Source organism: Kribbella sp. NPDC056861, assembly GCF_040687575.1.
Lineage (GTDB): Bacteria > Actinomycetota > Actinomycetes > Propionibacteriales > Kribbellaceae > Kribbella.
Genome location: NZ_JBFBNQ010000008.1, coordinates 510042 through 526437 on the forward strand (window position 1 = coordinate 510042; position 16396 = coordinate 526437).

Genomic DNA, 16396 nt, shown 5'->3' on the forward strand with positions numbered 1-16396 from the left:
GTAGGCTTGACCTCGTGAGTACTTTCCCCTGGCTCAAAGGGCACGGCACGGAGAACGACTTCGTGCTGCTGCCCGATCCCGACGGCTCCGTGCACGGTGACCTCGACGCGAGCGTGGTGCGCTTCCTGTGCGATCGCCACGCCGGTCTCGGCGCGGACGGCGTCCTGCGGGTGATCGAGGGCTCGAAGCAGTCGTACGTCGAAGACGGCGGCGACTGGTTCATGGACTATCGCAACGCCGACGGCTCGATCGCCGAGATGTGCGGCAACGGGGTCCGGGTGTTCGCCCGGTACCTCGCGGAGGCGGGCCTGACCGGGGACAAGCCGGTCCGGGTGGGGACCAGGGCAGGCGTGAAAGAGGTCTTCCTGAACGACGACGGCACGATCACCGTCGACATGGGCGAACCGGTCCTTCCCGCGGCAGCCGGTGTGGTTGTCGAGGCCAACGGACACCAGTGGTCCGCTCTGCACGTCGACATGGGCAACCCGCACGCGGTGGCGTTCGTCGACTCGCTCGATGAGCCGGGCAACCTGTGCGACCAGCCAGGCTGGTCGCCGGCCACGGCCTTCCCCGACGGCGTGAACATCGAGTTCGTGATCCGCAAAGGCCCGAACGAGGTCGCCATGCGGGTGCACGAGCGCGGCGCGGGGGAGACCCGCTCCTGCGGTACCGGCACCTGCGCTGTCGCAGTCGCGTCCGCCCGGGCCGCCCGCCAGACCCTTCCGGTCACGTACCGGGTCGGCGTACTGGGTGGCGCGGTGACCGTCACCTGGCGCGAGGACAACCATCTCGAGCTGACCGGGCCGGCGGTGCTGCACGCCCGCGGGGAGTTCGACCGGGCCTGGCTGCCCGCCTGAACGGGAATTCAGCACGCCGCGTGGTCGTTGGAACAGTAATCGGCTCGCCTGTCTGGGTGAGCCGTGCCACGATGGAAGGTATATGACGACCCACACGAACGCATACGACGAGACCGAAGACGTCGACCTCGACCTGACCCAGGACGACGTGCTCGACGACGAAGAGGACACTGACTCGTCGTCGGGTTACCACGACTACTCCGCCGAGGAGAACACCGAGGGCCTCGAGCTGGAGGAACGCCAGGCGCTGCGGCGCGTGGTCGGGATGTCGACCGAGCTGACGGACATCAGCGAGGTCGAGTACCGCAAGCTGCTGCTGGAGCGCGTGCTGCTGGTCGGCGTGTGGACCGACGGCAGTGCCGAGGACGCCGAGAACTCGCTGGCCGAGCTGAAACTGCTCGCCGAGACCGCGGGTTCCGAAGTACTCGACGGCGTGATCCAGCGGCGCAAGAAGCCGGACCCGGCCACCTACATCGGTAGCGGCAAGGTCTCCGACCTGCGCAACCTGGTCGCCTCGCTCGGCGCCGACACGGTGATCGCCGACGGTGAGCTGGCACCTGCCCAGCTGCGCAACCTGGAAGACAAGCTGAAGGTCAAGGTGGTCGACCGGACCGCGCTGATCCTGGACATCTTCGCCCAGCACGCGAAGAGCAAGGAAGGCAAGGCCCAGGTCGAGCTGGCCCAGCTGCAGTACATGAAGCAGCGGCTGCGTGGTTGGGGTGGCAACCTGTCGCGCCAGGCCGGTGGCCGGGTCGGCGCGGCCGGTGGCGGTATCGGTGGCCGTGGTCCTGGTGAAACCAAGATCGAGACCGACCGGCGCCGGATCAACACCAAGATCGCCAAGCTGCGCCGTGAGCTGAAGGACCTGAAGGGCACCCGGGCCACGATGCGGCAGGAGCGTCGCCGGCACTCGATCCCGTCGGTCGCGATCGCCGGCTACACGAACGCGGGCAAGTCCTCGCTGCTGAACAGCATGACGAACGCCGGGGTGCTGGTCGAGAACGCGCTGTTCGCGACCCTGGACCCGACCACCCGCCGGACCACCACGTCCGACGGCCGGGTCTACACCTTCACCGACACCGTCGGGTTCGTCCGGCACCTGCCGCACGACATCGTCGAGGCGTTCCGCTCGACGCTGGAGGAGGTCGCCGACGCGGATCTGCTGCTGCACGTGGTGGACGGTTCGCACCCCGACCCGATCGCCCAGATCAACGCCGTCCGCGAGGTGCTCGGCGAGATCGGCGCCTCGGACGTCCCGGAGATCATCGTGATCAACAAGGGCGACCTGGCCGACCCGCTGGCGCTGGCGCCGATCCTGCACCGGGAGACCGGCTCGATCGTGGTGTCCGCGCACACCGGCGACGGCATCGACAAGCTGCGTGCCCTGGTCGAGGCAGCCCTGCCCCGGCCGGACGTCGCGGTCGAGCTGCTGCTGCCCTACGAGCGGGGTGACCTGGTCTCCCGGATCCACTCCGAGGGCGCGGTCGACCAGCTCGAGCACACGGCCGACGGCACCAGGCTGACGGCCCGGGTGCACGCCGACCTGGCCGGCGACCTCACGGCGTACGCGGTCACTGCCTGACGCTGCACCGCGCAGTACCGAGTACGGAGTACCGAACAGACCAGCGGCCCCCGGGTTTCCCCGGGGGCCGCTGGCTTGGTGTCTGTCAGTCAGTGATCAAGAACGCGGGGAGATCCTGACCTTCATCGAGAGCTTGTCCGTCGAGGTCACCCGGATGTTGACGCCGTTGTTCGGCACCTTGACGCTGTTCTGCGGCTGCGCCGCGGACCAGTACGACAAGCCGTCGTTGAACAGCGGCTGAGCGTCCTGGCCGCGGATGTAGCTGGCCTGGCCGTTCACGTGCAGGGTGAAGGAGTCAGCCTTCTCGAGCCCGAAGGTCGAGTCGTAGCCGCTGACCCGCGGACGCCAGATGCCACCGTCGAGACGGTTGATCGGGGTCGGGTGCGAGTCGATCGGCAGGATCAAGCCCTCACCGGGGTGCTGGTTCACGTTGTTGTTGTTCTGCGAGGTGTCCCAGTACGAGATGAGCAGACCGTTCTGCAGCGGGAAGTGCTCCACCTTGTCCGGCAGCGCGGCACCGAAGCCGAAGTTGTACGGACCGGTCTTCAGGTTCTCGTCGTAGGAGACGTACTGACGGTTCGAGGCGAGGTAGTAGTTGTCGTACAGCGTGGTCAGCGTGTTCCCGACCGAGCTGAAGCCGTTCAGCGTCCAGCCCTCCGGAGTCGCCTCCGCACCCGAGGTCAGCACCGTGGTGGTGCCGTTGGTCACCTTGATGTCGTCCAGGTGGATGCCGAAGCCGCCGGTGTTCGTGTCGGTGGCGTAGCGGAACTGCAGGCCGATCGTCTTGCCGGCGTAGGCCGACAGGTCGAACGTGGCCGGCTTCCAGCCGTTGCTGGCGCCGTTGATGCCGTTGCCTGCGGCGGGGTCGGTGATGTTGCCGGGGATCGCCTTGTAGCCGCTCCCGTCGTTCACCTCGACGTACGCGTAGTCGTAGTCGACCTCGGTGTCGTAGTTCGCCTGGAAGGTGAGCGACGTGGTGCCGGCCGGGACCGCGACCTGACGGCTCATGGTCCGGTTGAAGTTGTCACCCCTGCCACTCCACCAGGTCTTCGTACCGGTCACCGGGGGCTGCAGCGGCGAGGTGATCGCCTTCTTCGGCAGCGTCACCACGACGGCCTGCGGGTTGCCCGAGTTGTACTCGTGCGGACCGAGCTCGAGCTTGCGCTCCTGGCCGGCCGCGACGATCTCGTAGTCCAGCCAGCCGAGCTGCAGCTTCTCCCAGGCGCCGAAGTCGGCCGCCTGCTCGCCGATGCCGCCGTCGGTGGGCTTGCTGACCCGGCTCTGCGCCATGATCGACCACCAGTTGACGCCGTTCTCGACCGCCGCACCCGAGGTGTCGTAGAGGTCCGGCAGACCGAGGTCGTGGCCGAACTCGTGCGCGAAGACGCTGATGCCGCCGTTCTCCGGCTGGATCGTGTAGTCGCCGACCCACAGGCCGGTGTCGCCGATCTGGGCGCCACCGATCGGGTTGTTGGCCGGGCCGCCCGGGAAGCCGGCGTACCAGCGGTGCGACCAGATGGCGTCCTCACCCTGGATCGGGTCGCCATCGGCCTGGTCGCCACCGGAGTGGACGATCTGGAAGTGGTCGATGAAGCCGTCGGGCTCGTTGAAGTTGCCGTCACCGTCGAAGTCGTAGCGGTCCCAGACGTCGAACGACGCCAGGTCGGCCTTGATCTGCGCGGTGGTGCGGCCGGCCGCCTTCTGGTCGGCGACCCACTGGTTGACCGAGTCCGCGACCAGGTTCCAGGTGTTGTTGCAGACGTTGCCGGTGCAACCGGGGGCCGGGTTGTTCGAGCGGCCGTAGCGCGCCTCGTTGTACCGGACCTTGACCCAGTCGGTGACCAGACCGTCGACGCTGTAGCGGCCCGAGGACTGCTTCTCGTAGTACTTCTTCACGGAGTTGCCGCTACCGAAGTACATGTCCTGGAAGTGCTGCCGGTTGTAGTCGGCCTGCCAGACGGTGGAGTTGTCCACCGAGCGGTCGGGCGCGGGGATCGCGTTGTGCAGCGGCCCCTCGAACGTCGTCGGACCGGGGATCGCCGCGTTGGTGTCCTGGTCGGGGAAGTTCGGGTGCCGCTCGTTGCCGAACTCGGCGAGGACGACGAAGATCTTGTCGGTCTTCTCGCGGCTCAGCTCGACGTACTCGTCGACCTTGACCTTGGACGCAGCGGCCTTGCCGGCCTTCAGGCTGCCCTTGGCGCCGGCGTCCTTCTTGCCCAGCTTGACGACGGTGCTGGCCCCGCGCTTCTCCGCTTTGGCAGTGCCGTTGAGGACCTTGGTGAGGGCTTCCTCACGCAGGTCGCGGCGCTTCTCCTCGAGCGGGTTGGGCAGTTCGTCCGAGGTCGCTACGGGCTCACTCGCGGAGGCCGCGGTGGCCGCGCCCGCGGCCTTGGGCTGAGCGGCGTTGCCGGCTGAGGCCATGCTCAAGCCGAACGTCGTCGCCAGAGCCAGGCTGAACAGCCCGGCAGATACTTTGCGCACGATTCCCTCCCTGTACTGAAAAGCACGTCGCGCATGGTGACGCAACGTGTTCATGGCTCCCCCGAGCGTGGTACTTCTGCGCGACAGTACGGGGAAATTCGGCGTTCCTGAAGTGGTTCGGAAGAAATTTCCAGCTAACTGCGGGGAATCATTCGCGTACGCAATAAGTAAGACCACTCAACCCACTGGAGTAGGGCCACGCAGCGTGTCGGCCGGGTGAGTTGGCAGACTGTCCGGCATGGAAGCCTCGCGCGCCGACACCGGCCGCTCCCGTGGCGACGCGGTCGACCTGATGCTGCCGCTGTGGCGCGCCCTGGTGGTGTTCCGGGCGATCACCTGGGGATTCGCCTGTTTCGGCGTCTGGAGTCGCTGGGACGGTATTCACCGGCCGTCCGGCGCGGTGATTCAGTTGGCCGTGATGGGCCTTTGGACGATTGTCGCGTCGATCGGTTACAGCAGGCATTGGGGCCGTCGCAATACGCGACTGGCTTTCGCCGATCTGATCGTCACTGTCGGTTGTATGTACCTCACGCTACTGGCCCAGCCGCTGCTCGACATCCGCGCCGGAGCCTCCGTGCTGACCTCTGTCTGGGCCGCCGGGCCGGTGCTCGCGCTGGCCATCTCGCGCGGTCGCGACGGCGGCCTGCTCGGTGCCGCGACGATCAGCTTGGCGCTGCTGTCCCTACGCGGCGTCGACAACGCGGCCAAGATCCTCAGCAACGTCCAGCTGCTGCTCGTCGCCGGCCTGGTCGTCGGGTACGCCGCCAGCACGATGCGCCGGGCGACGCTGCGACTGCGCGACGCGATCGCCGCGGAGAGCGCGACCGCCGAGCGCCTCAGGCTCAGCCGCTCGATCCACGACGGAGTACTCCAGGTTTTGGCCCAGGTGCAGCGCCGCGGCAATGCGATCGGCGGCGAGGCGGTCGAGCTGGCTGCCCTCGCGGCCGAGCAGGAGGTCGCCCTGCGCACGTTGATGGCGACCCGGCCGATCACTGGCGACCGTGGCCGGATCGATCTGTGCATGCTCCTGCTGCCGCTCGCGACCACCCGGGTGGACGTCGTGGTGCCGGCCGGTCAGGTGCTGCTGCCGACCGCCAAGGCGACCGAGCTGGTGGCGGTCGTCAAGGAGGCGCTGAGCAACGTGAGCAAACACGCCGGTCCGCAGGCGCAGGCCTGGGTGGTGGTCGAGGACCTGGGTACCGAGGTGTTGCTGTCGATCCGCGACGATGGGGTCGGGACGACGGTGGACCGGCTGGAGGCGGAACGGTCCGACGGCCACCTCGGCGTCAGTCAGTCGATCCGCGGCCGGATCACCGATCTGGGCGGCAGCGTCACGGTCCGGACCGCTCCGGGCGAGGGAACCGAGTGGGAGATGAAGGTGCGAACGGCATGACGCGGGTGATGATCGTCGACGACCACCCGATGTGGCGCGAAGGCGTCGCGCGGGACCTCGGCAGCCGCGGGTACGACGTCTGCGCGACCGCCTCGGATGTCGACGGGGCGATCCGGATCGCGCTGGCGACCCGCCCGGAGGTCGTGGTGATGGATCTGCAGCTTGGCGACGGCTCGGGTGTGGACGCGACCAGGGAGATCACTGCTGCGCTGCCTGACACCCGGGTGCTGGTGCTGTCGGCGAGTGCCGAGCAGGCCGACGTACTGGCTGCTGTGAAGAACGGCGCCTCGGGGTACCTGGTGAAGTCGGCATCGCTGGACGAGTTCGACGACGCAGTACGGCGTACTGCCGAAGGCGACGCGGTCTTCAGCGCAGGACTCGCCGGATTGCTGCTGGGGGAGTACAGGCGGTTGGGTGCTGGGCCAGAGGTGCCGCAGCTGACAGAGCGCGAGACAGAGGTACTACGGCTCGTCGCGCGTGGGCTGACTGCCCGGCAGATCGCCACCAGGCTGGTCCTGTCGCACCGGACGGTCGAGAACCACGTGCAGAACACCCTGCGGAAGCTGCAGCTGCACAACCGGGCAGAGCTGGTCCGCTACGCGATAGAGCACGGGATCGACGAAGACGGCGAGCAGTAGCCGCGTACGCCGTACCGGTTGGGGCGGAACCGGTACGGCGTACTCAGGTGCGGACTAGAGGCCGTTGCTGAACAGCAGACGGTTGACGGTGCCGCCGGTGGTGCCACCGGTGACCTTGTTCGGGGTCGCGGCGTTCTCGATGTAGGACTTGACCGTGGCGGCCGAGGCCGACGGGCTGGTCTGCAGGTAGAGCGCCGCGACGCCGGCTACGTGCGGAGTGGCCATCGAGGTGCCGTTGTAGGAGCCGGTGGTGTTGCCGGGCAGCGTGGAGATGATGGCCGAGCCCGGCGCGTAGACGTCCACGCAGGCACCCGTGCTCGAGTACGACGCGCGGGCGTCGTTGCGCTCCGAGGCGGCCGTCACGAGTGCGGTCTCGATCTTGCGCGGCAGCAGGTTGCAGGAGTTGCCACCGGTGTTGCCGGCCGAGGTGGCCAGGAAGATGCCGGAGCTGATCATGTTGCGCAGCGAGGTCTCCAGCGTCGCGTTGGCCGGGAAGTTCCACGACGTGTTGGCGACGGCCGGCCGGACCGCGTTGCGGGTGACCCAGTCGACGGCGGCGATCGCGCCGGACGCCGTACCGGAGCCGGAGCAGTTGAGCCACTTCACGCCGTGCAGCCGGACCGCCTTGGCGACGCCGTACGAGGTGGAGCCGATGGTGCCGGCGACGTGGGTGCCGTGGCCGAGGCAGTCGGTGTTGTTGCTGTCGACCGAGTTGTAGTCGAAGGTCGCGCGGCCGCCGAAGTTCGGGTGGGTCGCGTCGACGCCGGAGTCGATGATGTAGGCGTTCACGCCGCTGCCGGTGCGGGAGTAGGTGAACGAGTTCGACAGCGGCAGGTTGCGCTGGTCGATCCGGTCGATTCCCCAGGACGGCGGGTTGGTCTGGGTCGCGTCGATCGCCTTGTAGGAGAAGTCCTGCGAGATGGCGACGACGTCCGGGCTCTTCTGCAGCGCGGCCAGCTGGGCGCCGGTCAGCTTGGCGCTGAAGCCGTTGACCGCGGTACTGAACTGGCGCTGGGGGGCGACGCCGAGCGAGCTCTTCAGCTTGCCGAACTGGCTGCCCTTCTTCAGCTCGACGATGTAAGTGTCCTTGACCGGCGTCACGCTGGGGTCGGCCGAGGCGGGCTGGATCAGGATGATCCGGTCGTCGGGGTCCGGAGCGGGAGCGGCGCTGGCGGTGCTGAGAGCGGTAGTCAAGGCGATCGCTGGCACGATGGCGGCGGCCAGGGTCAGTCGGATGCTTCGACGCACGGGTTCCTCCTCAAGGAACATCACCCACCGGGGCGGAGGGGTGATCACACTCGGTCCGTGAGCGACTACGGAGCGAGTGGATGAGAAGTTAGGGCCTACTCGCCTGACTGGTCAATCAGTTCGGCTGCGCGGTGATGCCATGGCACTGGCCTGACACTGCTGCGACCCGGTCGCGACACCCGGGCACGATGGCCGACTTGTGTACGTTCGTAGACTGTGCGTTCCACTCCCGGTGGAATGCTCTGTGTCACGACACCCACACTCTGGGTGCCCACTCTTCGGAGGCTCTTGTGTCCCGGTCGTCCCTGGTCCGCGCATTGTTCGCGTTCCTCGTCTTCGCGGCGTCGACGTACGTCGTGCTGACGGCCAAGCCCGAACTGGGCCTCGATCTCCGCGGTGGCACGCAGATTGTGCTGGAGGCCAGCGACGCGCCGACGGTGAAGGCCACCAAGGAGACCACCGACGCGTCGCTCGAGGTGCTCCGGCGCCGGATCGACGCGCTCGGCGTCAGCGAGCCGAGCGTCACCCGGCAGGGCGAGAAGCGGATCATCGTCGAGCTGCCCGGCGTGCAGGACCCGCGCGAGGCGGCCAAGGTGATCGGCAAGACCGCCCAGCTGACCTTCCACGAGGTGCTCGACCTGGTCGAGACCAAGCCGGCCAAGCCCGCGGCCGGCACGCTCTACCTGCCCAACGACAACGGCCCGGGCTTCCTGTCGCTGGCCAAGCCGGCGATGACCGGCGAGAAGATCAGCAGCGCCGACGGGCTGATCGACCCGCAGCAGGCGGCGCAGGGCTGGTTCGTCCAGATGAAGTTCAAGGACGACGGCGGCAAGATCTGGTCGACCATCACCGGCAAGGCCGCCTGCCAGCCGGTCAACACGCCGAAGCGGCAGGTCGCGATCGTCCTCGACAACGAGGTGATCAGCGCCCCGCAGGTCGACCCCAGCGGCGGCAACCAGCTCTGCAACGTCGGCATCGTCGGCGGCCAGAGCACCATCACCGGCTCGTTCACCGAGGACGGCGCCAAGGACCTGGCCGCGCTGATCGAGGGCGGCTCGCTGCCGGTCCCGGTCAAGGTGATCGACCAGCGCGTCGTCGGCCCGTCGCTCGGCAAGGACGCGATCCAGGCGAGCGCGCTGGCCGGCCTGATCGGCGTCGGGCTGACCGCGCTGTTCATCACCTTCGTCTACCGGCTGGTCGGCCTGATGGCCGTGATCGGCCTGATCACCTACGCCGGCATGTCGTACGCCGTACTGGCACTGCTCGGCGCGACCCTGACCCTGCCCGGCCTGGCGGGCTTCGTGCTCGCCATCGGCATGGCCGTGGACGCGAACGTGCTGGTCTTCGAGCGAGCCCGTGAGGACTACATCGGCGGCCGGACCGACGGCCTGCGCAGATCCCTGCGCAGCGGCTTCGAGAACGCGCTGTCCGCGATCGCCGACTCCAACGTCACCACCCTGCTCGCGGCCGGACTGCTGTTCTTCCTGGCCGCCGGGCCGGTCCGCGGCTTCGGTGTCACGCTGAGCATCGGTGTGATCGCCTCGATGCTGTCCGCGCTGGTCGTCACCCGGGTGCTGGCCGAGTTCATCGTCTCCCGCAAGTTCGTCCTGAACCGGCCGGCCCTGAGCGGGATCGCCGGCCACGGCCGGGTCCGCACCTGGCTGGAGGCGAAGACGCCGCCGCTGATGAAGCACAGCCGTCGCTGGCTGGTGATCACCGCGGTCGCGATCATCGTCAGCCTGGCCGGCGTCGGCATCCGCGGGCTCAACCTCGGTATCGAGTTCACCGGCGGACGGCTACTCGAGGTGAGCACCGCCCAGCAGATCAGCCCCGACCAGGCCCGCGCCGCAGTGGCCGAAGCGGGCTACCCGAACGCGGTGGTCCAGTCCTCCGGCGCCGACGACATCACCGTCCGGACCGGCACGATCACCGACGACGAGACCGAGAAGATCCGCGAGTCGATCTCCCGGATCGGCGGCGGCACCGAACTGGTCCGCAACGAGAGCATCGGCCCGTCGCTCGGCAGCGAACTGCGCGACAAGGCCCTGATCGCGCTCGGGGTCGCGCTGCTGGCCCAGTTGGCCTACCTGGCCATCCGGTTCCGCTGGACGTACGGCGCCGGCGCCGTACTGGCGCTGCTGCAGAACGTCGCGGTCGTGGTCGGGGTCTTCGCCTGGACCGGCAAACCGGTCGACGGCATCTTCCTGGCCGCGCTGCTGACGATCATCGGCTACACCGTCAACGACTCGGTCGTCGTCTTCGACCGGATCCGGGAGACCCGCAGCGCGCGGGCGACCGACAACCTCGGCCCGGTGATCGACACCGCGATCGTCAACGTGCTGCCCCGGACCATCAACACCGGAATCAGCACGCTGTTCATCCTGACCGCGCTGCTCTTCCTGGGCGGCGACTCGCTCGGCGACTTCGCCCTCGCATTGCTGCTCGGCATCCTGGTCGGCACCTACTCGTCCAACCTGACCGCGGCGCCGCTGCTGGTCGAGCTGGAGAAGCGGTACCCGGCTCCGCCGCCGCGGCCCAAGACCAAGCAGGTCGACCGCGACGCCGCACCGGACCGCGGCGCCGTCGTCTGATCCCTCTGTTTCAAGTGCTGCCCCGGCCGTTTCGACGGCCGGGGCAGTTGTTTGTCCACAGGCGGCCGGTCGCACTTCCAAGAATGTCCGGGGCTGCGGCTAGGGTGATGCGGTGGGTGTAGAAGTGCGGGAACTCCTCGAGGCCGCGGTCTCCGGAATCGGTGGGCAGACACGTCCGGGCCAGGTCGAGATGGCCGAAGCGGTGAACGGATCCATGCACGACGGATCCCATCTGCTGGTGCAGGCCGGCACCGGAACAGGCAAGTCGCTCGGGTATCTGGTGCCCGCGCTGATCCACGCGGTGGAGAACCGGCGGGTGGTCATCTCGACCGCGACGCTGACGCTCCAGTCGCAGCTGGTCGACCGGGACGTGCCGGCCCTGCTCGACGCGACCGAGAAGCTGCTGCCGCGCCGCCCGTCGTACGCGATCCAGAAGGGCCGCAACAACTACGCCTGTCTGCACCGGATCCGTGAGGGTGCCCCGGACGAGGACGGCATGCTGATCGACATGCCGCCGGCCGGACCGGTCGGCCAGCAGGTGCTCGAGCTGCGCGACTGGGCCGAGCAGCAGCTCCTCGACGGCGAGGCCGGCGACCGCGACCACGCGCCGACGCATCAGTACCAGGCCTGGCAGCAGGTCGCGATCGCCGCCCGCGAGTGCCTCGGCGCCCAGAAGTGCCCGTACGGCGAGGAGTGTTTCGCCGAGAAGGCCAAGGAGCAGGCGCGCAAGGCCGAAATCGTCATCACCAACCACGCGCTGCTCTCGATCGACGCGTTCGAGAACCGCACCGTCCTGCCCGAGCACGACGTGGTGATCGTGGACGAGGCGCACGAACTGCCCGCCCGGGTCACCGGTGCGGCCGGCGACGAGCTGTCCCCGCAGATGGTCGAGCGGGCCGCCAAGCGTGCTCGCCGGTTCGTCGACGACGACAACGCCGATGACCTGATCGACGCCTCGGACGCGCTCCGGGCAGCGCTCGACGAGACCCGCGAGGGCCGGATCGAGGCCGCCAACGGCGTCGTCCTGGAGGCGGCCGGGCTGGTCCGCGACGCGGCCCGCGGGGTCCTGTCGGACCTGACCAAGAAGTCCGACGACAAGGACGACGATCCCGACGGCGCCAAGCGGCAGTCCAAGGGCGCGGTCAAGGAGATCTTCGACGTCGCCGAGCGGGTCGCCGCGCTGAACGACCTGGACGTCGTCTGGCTGGTCGACCGGGACCGGTTCGGCCGCGAGCTGCGGATCGCGCCGCTCACCGTCGCTGGGCTGCTGCGCGAACTGGTGCTGAAGGACCGCACCGTCGTCCTCACCTCGGCGACGCTCACCCTCGGCGGCGATTTCGACGCGATCGCCCGCCAGGTGGGGCTGCGCCCCACCGACAAGCTGGAGCTCGACGACGAACTCCCCGAGGTGACCACCCCCGAGTCGGAGACGGCTCCGCTGCCGTGGCGCGGGCTCGACGTCGGCTCGCCCTTCGAGTACGAGAAACAAGGCATCCTGTACGTCGCCAAGCACCTGCCGCCACCGCATCGCGACGGGCTCGGCAAGCCGCAGTTCGACGAGATCATCGACCTGATCCTCGCGGCCGGTGGCCGGACGCTCGGGTTGTTCTCGTCACGCCGGGCGGCCGAGGCGGCGACGGCGGCGGTCCGCGAGGCGACCAACCTCAAGGTGCTGTGTCAGGGCGACGCGCAGCTGGGGGAGCTGTCCCGTGAGTTCGTCGAGGACCCCGAGACCTCGCTCTTCGGCACGCTGTCGCTGTGGCAAGGCCTCGACGTCCCCGGCTCGACCTGCAACCTGGTGATCATCGACCGGGTGCCCTTCCCGCGCCCCGACGAGCCGCTGATGGCAGCCCGGCAGCGCGCCGTCGACGAGGCGGGCGGCAACGGCTTCATGGCCGTCGCCGCGACGCATGCCGCACTGCTGCTCGCGCAGGGGACCGGCCGGCTGATCCGCCGGACCTCCGACAAGGGCGTCGTCGCGATTCTGGATCCGCGGATCGTGACAGCTCGTTACGGTGGCTACCTGCGCGCCTCCTTGCCTCCGATGTGGCCGACCGCCGATCGTGAGAAGGTGCTCGGCGCCTTGAAGAGACTCCAGGACTAGGACAGGTCGCCATGCCCGGGACCGAGCCGCCGGTGTTGCCGATGATGGCGTCGCTCGGCACGATGCCGTCCGGGGACGGCTGGTCGTACGAGATGAAGTGGGACGGCATCCGGGTGATCGCGGAGGTCGACCAGGGCGGCTGCCGGCTGTGGTCGCGGAACAGTCGCGACGTGTCCGGCGGCTATCCGGAGCTGCTCGGACTCGCGACAGCGCCTGGGTTGGAGCTTCCCGCAGTACTGGATGGGGAGATCGTCACGCTCGACGAGTCCGGGGCGCCGTCGTTCGGGCTGCTGCAACGGCGGATGCACGTCCGCGACCCACGCCAACTGGCCCAGCTGATCAACCAGGTGCCAGTCTCCGTCCGCGTCTTCGACGTCCTCCGGTACGCCGGCCGCTCGTTGCTAGAGGCAACGTACGACGACCGCCGCGGGCTGCTCGACTCGCTTGACCTCGGCGACCCGTTCTGGGAGGTGCCCCCGGCGTACGCCGACGCCGACGAGGCGCTGGAGTTGTCGGCCTCGGCCGGGCTGGAAGGCGTGGTCGCCAAGCGGCGCAGATCGCGTTACCTGTCAGGCAAACGCAGCTCGGACTGGATCAAGATCAAGCCGGTGCTGACCCGCGACGTGATCCTCTGCGGCTGGCATCCGGGCGAGGGCAACCGCGAGGGCCTGATCGGTTCGCTGTACTGCGGCGCCTACGACGAGCCCGGCGGCAAGCTGGTGCTGATCGGCAAGGTCGGCTCCGGGCTCGACTTCGCGATGCTGGAGGTGCTCGGTGCCGAGCTCGCTGCCCTCGAGCTCGACACTCCGCCGTTCGACACCTCGACCATCCCGGCCGGCGACCGGCGAGCCGCGCACTGGCTCGACCCGCTGCTGGTCGCCGAGGTCACCTACTCGGGGTGGGCCGCCGACGGACGCCTTCGCCACCCCGTCTGGCGAGGGCTCCGTCTCGACATCGACCCGTCGGCGGTCGTTCGTTAGCGGCCGACGTTCGACCGCTGGGCGGACAGCAGGATGGCGTATCCCTCCGCGTAGGTGATCTTGCCGGCCTGCACGAGTTGGGCCGACTTGTTGCCGACCGCGGTCACGTAGGCCTGGTGGCTCGGCCAGGTGGCCTTGGCATCCGGCAGGTCGTCGATCAGCGTGCAGCCGTAGCGCAGCGTGCGGTTGGCGACCTGGCTGTCGATGTTGCCGGTCCAGACGGTCTTCCGCAGATCCGACTTCGGACAGGGATCGACCGGTGGGGTGTAGGAGGCGAGGTTGGTCTGGTTGGTGTAGCCGTCGGGCCTGAGCAGCATGTAGTACAGGCCGGTCGGTGCCTGGGTCAGGCGGTAGAGGCCGCGGTCACGCAGTACGGTCTGGGTGCCCATCAGGCTGTCGATCTCGAACAGGCGACCACCGACAACGGCGTACAAGTAGCCGTCGCGCCATGACATGGCTCCGTCGGTCGCGCCGGTCCTGGCCGTGAAGACGGTGATGCGGCGACTGACCTCACCGGTTGTCGGGTCGGCCACGAACACTGTGCCGTCGGCCAGCCCCCAGATGTTGCCGTCGGGGCCGAGGCTCAATTCGGTGATGCTGGACGCGCCCGGTACCGGGATGACGTCCTTGGACACCGCGCCGGTAGCTGGGTCGACCTTGATCAGATGTGCCACGGTCGCACGCGGCTCCGTGCCCTGCCCGCTCTCGATGCTCGAGCCGGCCCAGACCGAGGTCCCCACCGGCAGGATCGAGGCGATCGTCTGGTCGACGACGATGTTGCGATGGACCGCCACCGTCCCGGTGGAGATCGTGTAGACGGTCAGCGCGCCGCCGTACTCGCCGTACCCGGGGGTGGTGCCGAGGTAGACGCGGTCGCCGGAGGGAACGACCGAGACCGGACGGTTCTGGAGGTCGCTGTCGACCAGACTGAACAGAATCCTTGGATTTGTTGGGCTTTCGGGCTGGTTGGGGTCCCAGGCGGACAACCGGCCGTACGGATAGATGCCGACGTACAGCTTGTTGGCCGAGTTCCAGGCCCAGCCTTCGACCTGACCTTGCCGAGCGGTCAAGGTCGTCCGTGCGGTCACGGGGTCGTAGCTGGCGGTCGAACCGTTGAGGAAGGCGTTGACCAGGATCTTGCCCGTCACGGGATCCGCGATGGTGTGCTGCAAAGGAGCGCCCACGTACTGGAACGGTGACGACCACTGCTCCAGTACGCCGGTCGCCGGGTTGTAGCGCCACGTTCCACCGGAGTAGTTCCCGCCGAGTCCGTAGAGCATCGGCTGACCGTTGTCGGTGATCCAGCCGTAGCCGATCGCGGCGCCTCGGGTGATCCGGACGCCGGACGCGACCGGGCCGACCGTGTCGGTCGCCGGGTCGTAGTGGATGAGGGCGGTGTTGTAGGTGAAGTAGACGCCGCCGGGTCCGGCGTTCGAGACGCCGCGGGCGCCGATCGGGTAGTCGGTGACCCTGGCGCCGGTCTCCGCATCGGTGAAGCTGATCTGCTGGTTGGTGGTGGCGTCGATGACGACCAGGCGCAGGCTGGCATTGCCGAAGACCCGGTTGTTCGCGTAGTCGAGATCCTGGAAGTCCTTGGCGGTCAGCCCCGGGGGAGTGATGTCCTGCTTGGCGCCGGTGTTCAGGTCGATTCGGATCAGCTTCGCAGCCGGGGTGGCCAGGCCGGCGAAGAGCGCGTTGTGGTCGGGGTCGTAGACGGCGGCCCGGACGTACTGCTGGACGGGGTCCAGTGAGCCGTAGTCGGTGAACTTGTTGGTCACCGGGTCGTACTTGAACGCGTGGGCGTTCGGATACGTCCCGGCGTACACGGCGCCGTCGCGGCCGGAGGTGAGGCCGTACATCGACGACTGGCCGGGGACCGGCTGACCGAGATCGGTGACCGTGCCGGTCTCGGGGCGATAGCGGTATAGGTGGGCGTTGGAGTAACTGCCGACGTACACGCTGCCGTCGGTCGCGACGGTAATCGCCCACGCGCCGGCCGCGCCGGGGAGTGGGATCGCGCGCAGCAGTTGTCGGCTGTGGACGTCGACCACGTTGAGCTGGGCGTTCTCACCGGCCGGTACGGCGTAGACGACGTCGCGGCCGTCGGGCTCGTGACCGAAAGCGCCCTCCATCACCGTTAGCGAGGTCAGGGGCGCGCCGAGGTCCTTGATGACCTCGGGTGGCGCGGGCACCGGCCCGACGAGCGGTTTCGCGAGTGGCTCTGACAGCGGTGGTGGCACCCGCCCGGGCGGTGGACCTGGTGGTGGCGGCCCGGCTTGGGCAGCGAGCGGTGCGGCGAGGGTGAGGACAGTCAGCGTGGCGATCAGTTCGACGGCACGCTGGAGTGAACGACGGCGCGGAATCATGGCGGTTCTCCCTGCGACGGATCACCTGACCATAAATCGGTCATGGCCGAAACGTCTACAGGTCAAAGCCTTGATTTCGGGCAGGACCGTAAAGCCCGACGTGCACGGGTCAGCCGCGAGAAAGTGGTTTGCGCTGCGACGGGGGATGACTCACTG

Annotated in this window: 10 protein-coding genes; 7 read left to right on the top strand and 3 right to left on the bottom strand. The window is 68.4% G+C overall.

The genetic code is table 11. The features are described 5' to 3' along the window. The first annotated feature begins 14 nt into the window (after positions 1 to 14). Together dapF and hflX are read left to right on the top strand one after the other, a co-directional pair. Positions 15 to 857 (top strand): diaminopimelate epimerase, encoded by an 843-nt coding sequence (dapF, locus tag AB0P21_RS36735; RefSeq protein ID WP_363703226.1) that lies wholly within the window; start codon positions 15 to 17, stop codon positions 855 to 857. 82 nt (positions 858 to 939) lie between these two features. Further along, complete coding sequence (gene hflX / locus AB0P21_RS36740; RefSeq protein WP_363703228.1) at positions 940 to 2439, top strand: GTPase HflX; 1500 nt, start codon at positions 940 to 942, stop codon at positions 2437 to 2439. Between the two features lie 96 nt (positions 2440 to 2535). On the opposite strand, the gene AB0P21_RS36745 is transcribed toward hflX, so the two are convergent. Next, positions 2536 to 4920 (bottom strand): immune inhibitor A domain-containing protein, encoded by a 2385-nt coding sequence (locus AB0P21_RS36745; RefSeq protein WP_363703230.1) that lies wholly within the window; start codon positions 4918 to 4920, stop codon positions 2536 to 2538. Positions 4921 to 5158: 238 nt separating this feature from the next. On the opposite strand from AB0P21_RS36745, the gene AB0P21_RS36750 reads away from it, so the two are divergent. After that, a complete protein-coding gene (locus AB0P21_RS36750; protein WP_363703232.1) occupies positions 5159 to 6313 on the top strand; it encodes a DUF5931 domain-containing protein in 1155 nt (384 codons plus the stop codon). Continuing rightward, a complete protein-coding gene (locus AB0P21_RS36755) occupies positions 6310 to 6951 on the top strand; it encodes a response regulator transcription factor (RefSeq protein ID WP_363703234.1) in 642 nt (213 codons plus the stop codon). Before AB0P21_RS36750 ends, AB0P21_RS36755 begins: the two co-directional genes overlap by 4 nt. Before the next feature lie 54 nt (positions 6952 to 7005). Here AB0P21_RS36755 and AB0P21_RS36760 read toward each other — a convergent pair whose 3' ends face one another. Further along, complete coding sequence (locus AB0P21_RS36760) at positions 7006 to 8199, bottom strand: S8 family peptidase (protein ID WP_363703236.1); 1194 nt, start codon at positions 8197 to 8199, stop codon at positions 7006 to 7008. A gap of 290 nt (positions 8200 to 8489) precedes the next feature. On the opposite strand from AB0P21_RS36760, the gene secD reads away from it, so the two are divergent. The 3 genes from secD (at position 8490) to ligD (ending at position 13874) form a co-directional block, all read left to right on the top strand. Further along, positions 8490 to 10790, top strand: a complete 2301-nt coding sequence (gene secD / locus AB0P21_RS36765; RefSeq protein ID WP_363703238.1) for a protein translocase subunit SecD — start codon at positions 8490 to 8492, stop codon at positions 10788 to 10790. Between the two features lie 190 nt (positions 10791 to 10980). Beyond that, a complete protein-coding gene (locus AB0P21_RS36770; protein WP_363703315.1) occupies positions 10981 to 12894 on the top strand; it encodes an ATP-dependent DNA helicase in 1914 nt (637 codons plus the stop codon). Positions 12895 to 12905: 11 nt separating this feature from the next. Next, on the top strand, positions 12906 to 13874 hold the full coding sequence (gene ligD, locus AB0P21_RS36775; RefSeq protein WP_363703240.1) for a non-homologous end-joining DNA ligase: 969 nt from the start codon (positions 12906 to 12908) through the stop codon (positions 13872 to 13874). Here the strand turns inward: ligD and AB0P21_RS36780 are convergent. Further along, positions 13871 to 16240 (bottom strand): hypothetical protein, encoded by a 2370-nt coding sequence (locus AB0P21_RS36780; protein WP_363703242.1) that lies wholly within the window; start codon positions 16238 to 16240, stop codon positions 13871 to 13873. The genes ligD and AB0P21_RS36780 overlap by 4 nt on opposite strands. Between the last annotated feature and the right edge of the window lie 156 nt (positions 16241 to 16396).

Bases quoted from the DNA above. Each gene is read 5' to 3' on its own strand.
- hflX (WP_363703228.1), top strand. From the start codon at position 940: ATGACGACCCACACGAACGCATACGACGAGACCGAAGACGTCGACCTC.
- AB0P21_RS36750 (WP_363703232.1), top strand. From the start codon at position 5,159: ATGGAAGCCTCGCGCGCCGACACCGGCCGCTCCCGTGGCGACGCGGTC.
- AB0P21_RS36755 (WP_363703234.1), top strand. From the start codon at position 6,310: ATGACGCGGGTGATGATCGTCGACGACCACCCGATGTGGCGCGAAGGC.
- AB0P21_RS36770 (WP_363703315.1), top strand. From the start codon at position 10,981: ATGGCCGAAGCGGTGAACGGATCCATGCACGACGGATCCCATCTGCTG.
- ligD (WP_363703240.1), top strand. From the start codon at position 12,906: ATGCCCGGGACCGAGCCGCCGGTGTTGCCGATGATGGCGTCGCTCGGC.
- AB0P21_RS36780 (WP_363703242.1), bottom strand. From the start codon at position 16,240: ATGATTCCGCGCCGTCGTTCACTCCAGCGTGCCGTCGAACTGATCGCC.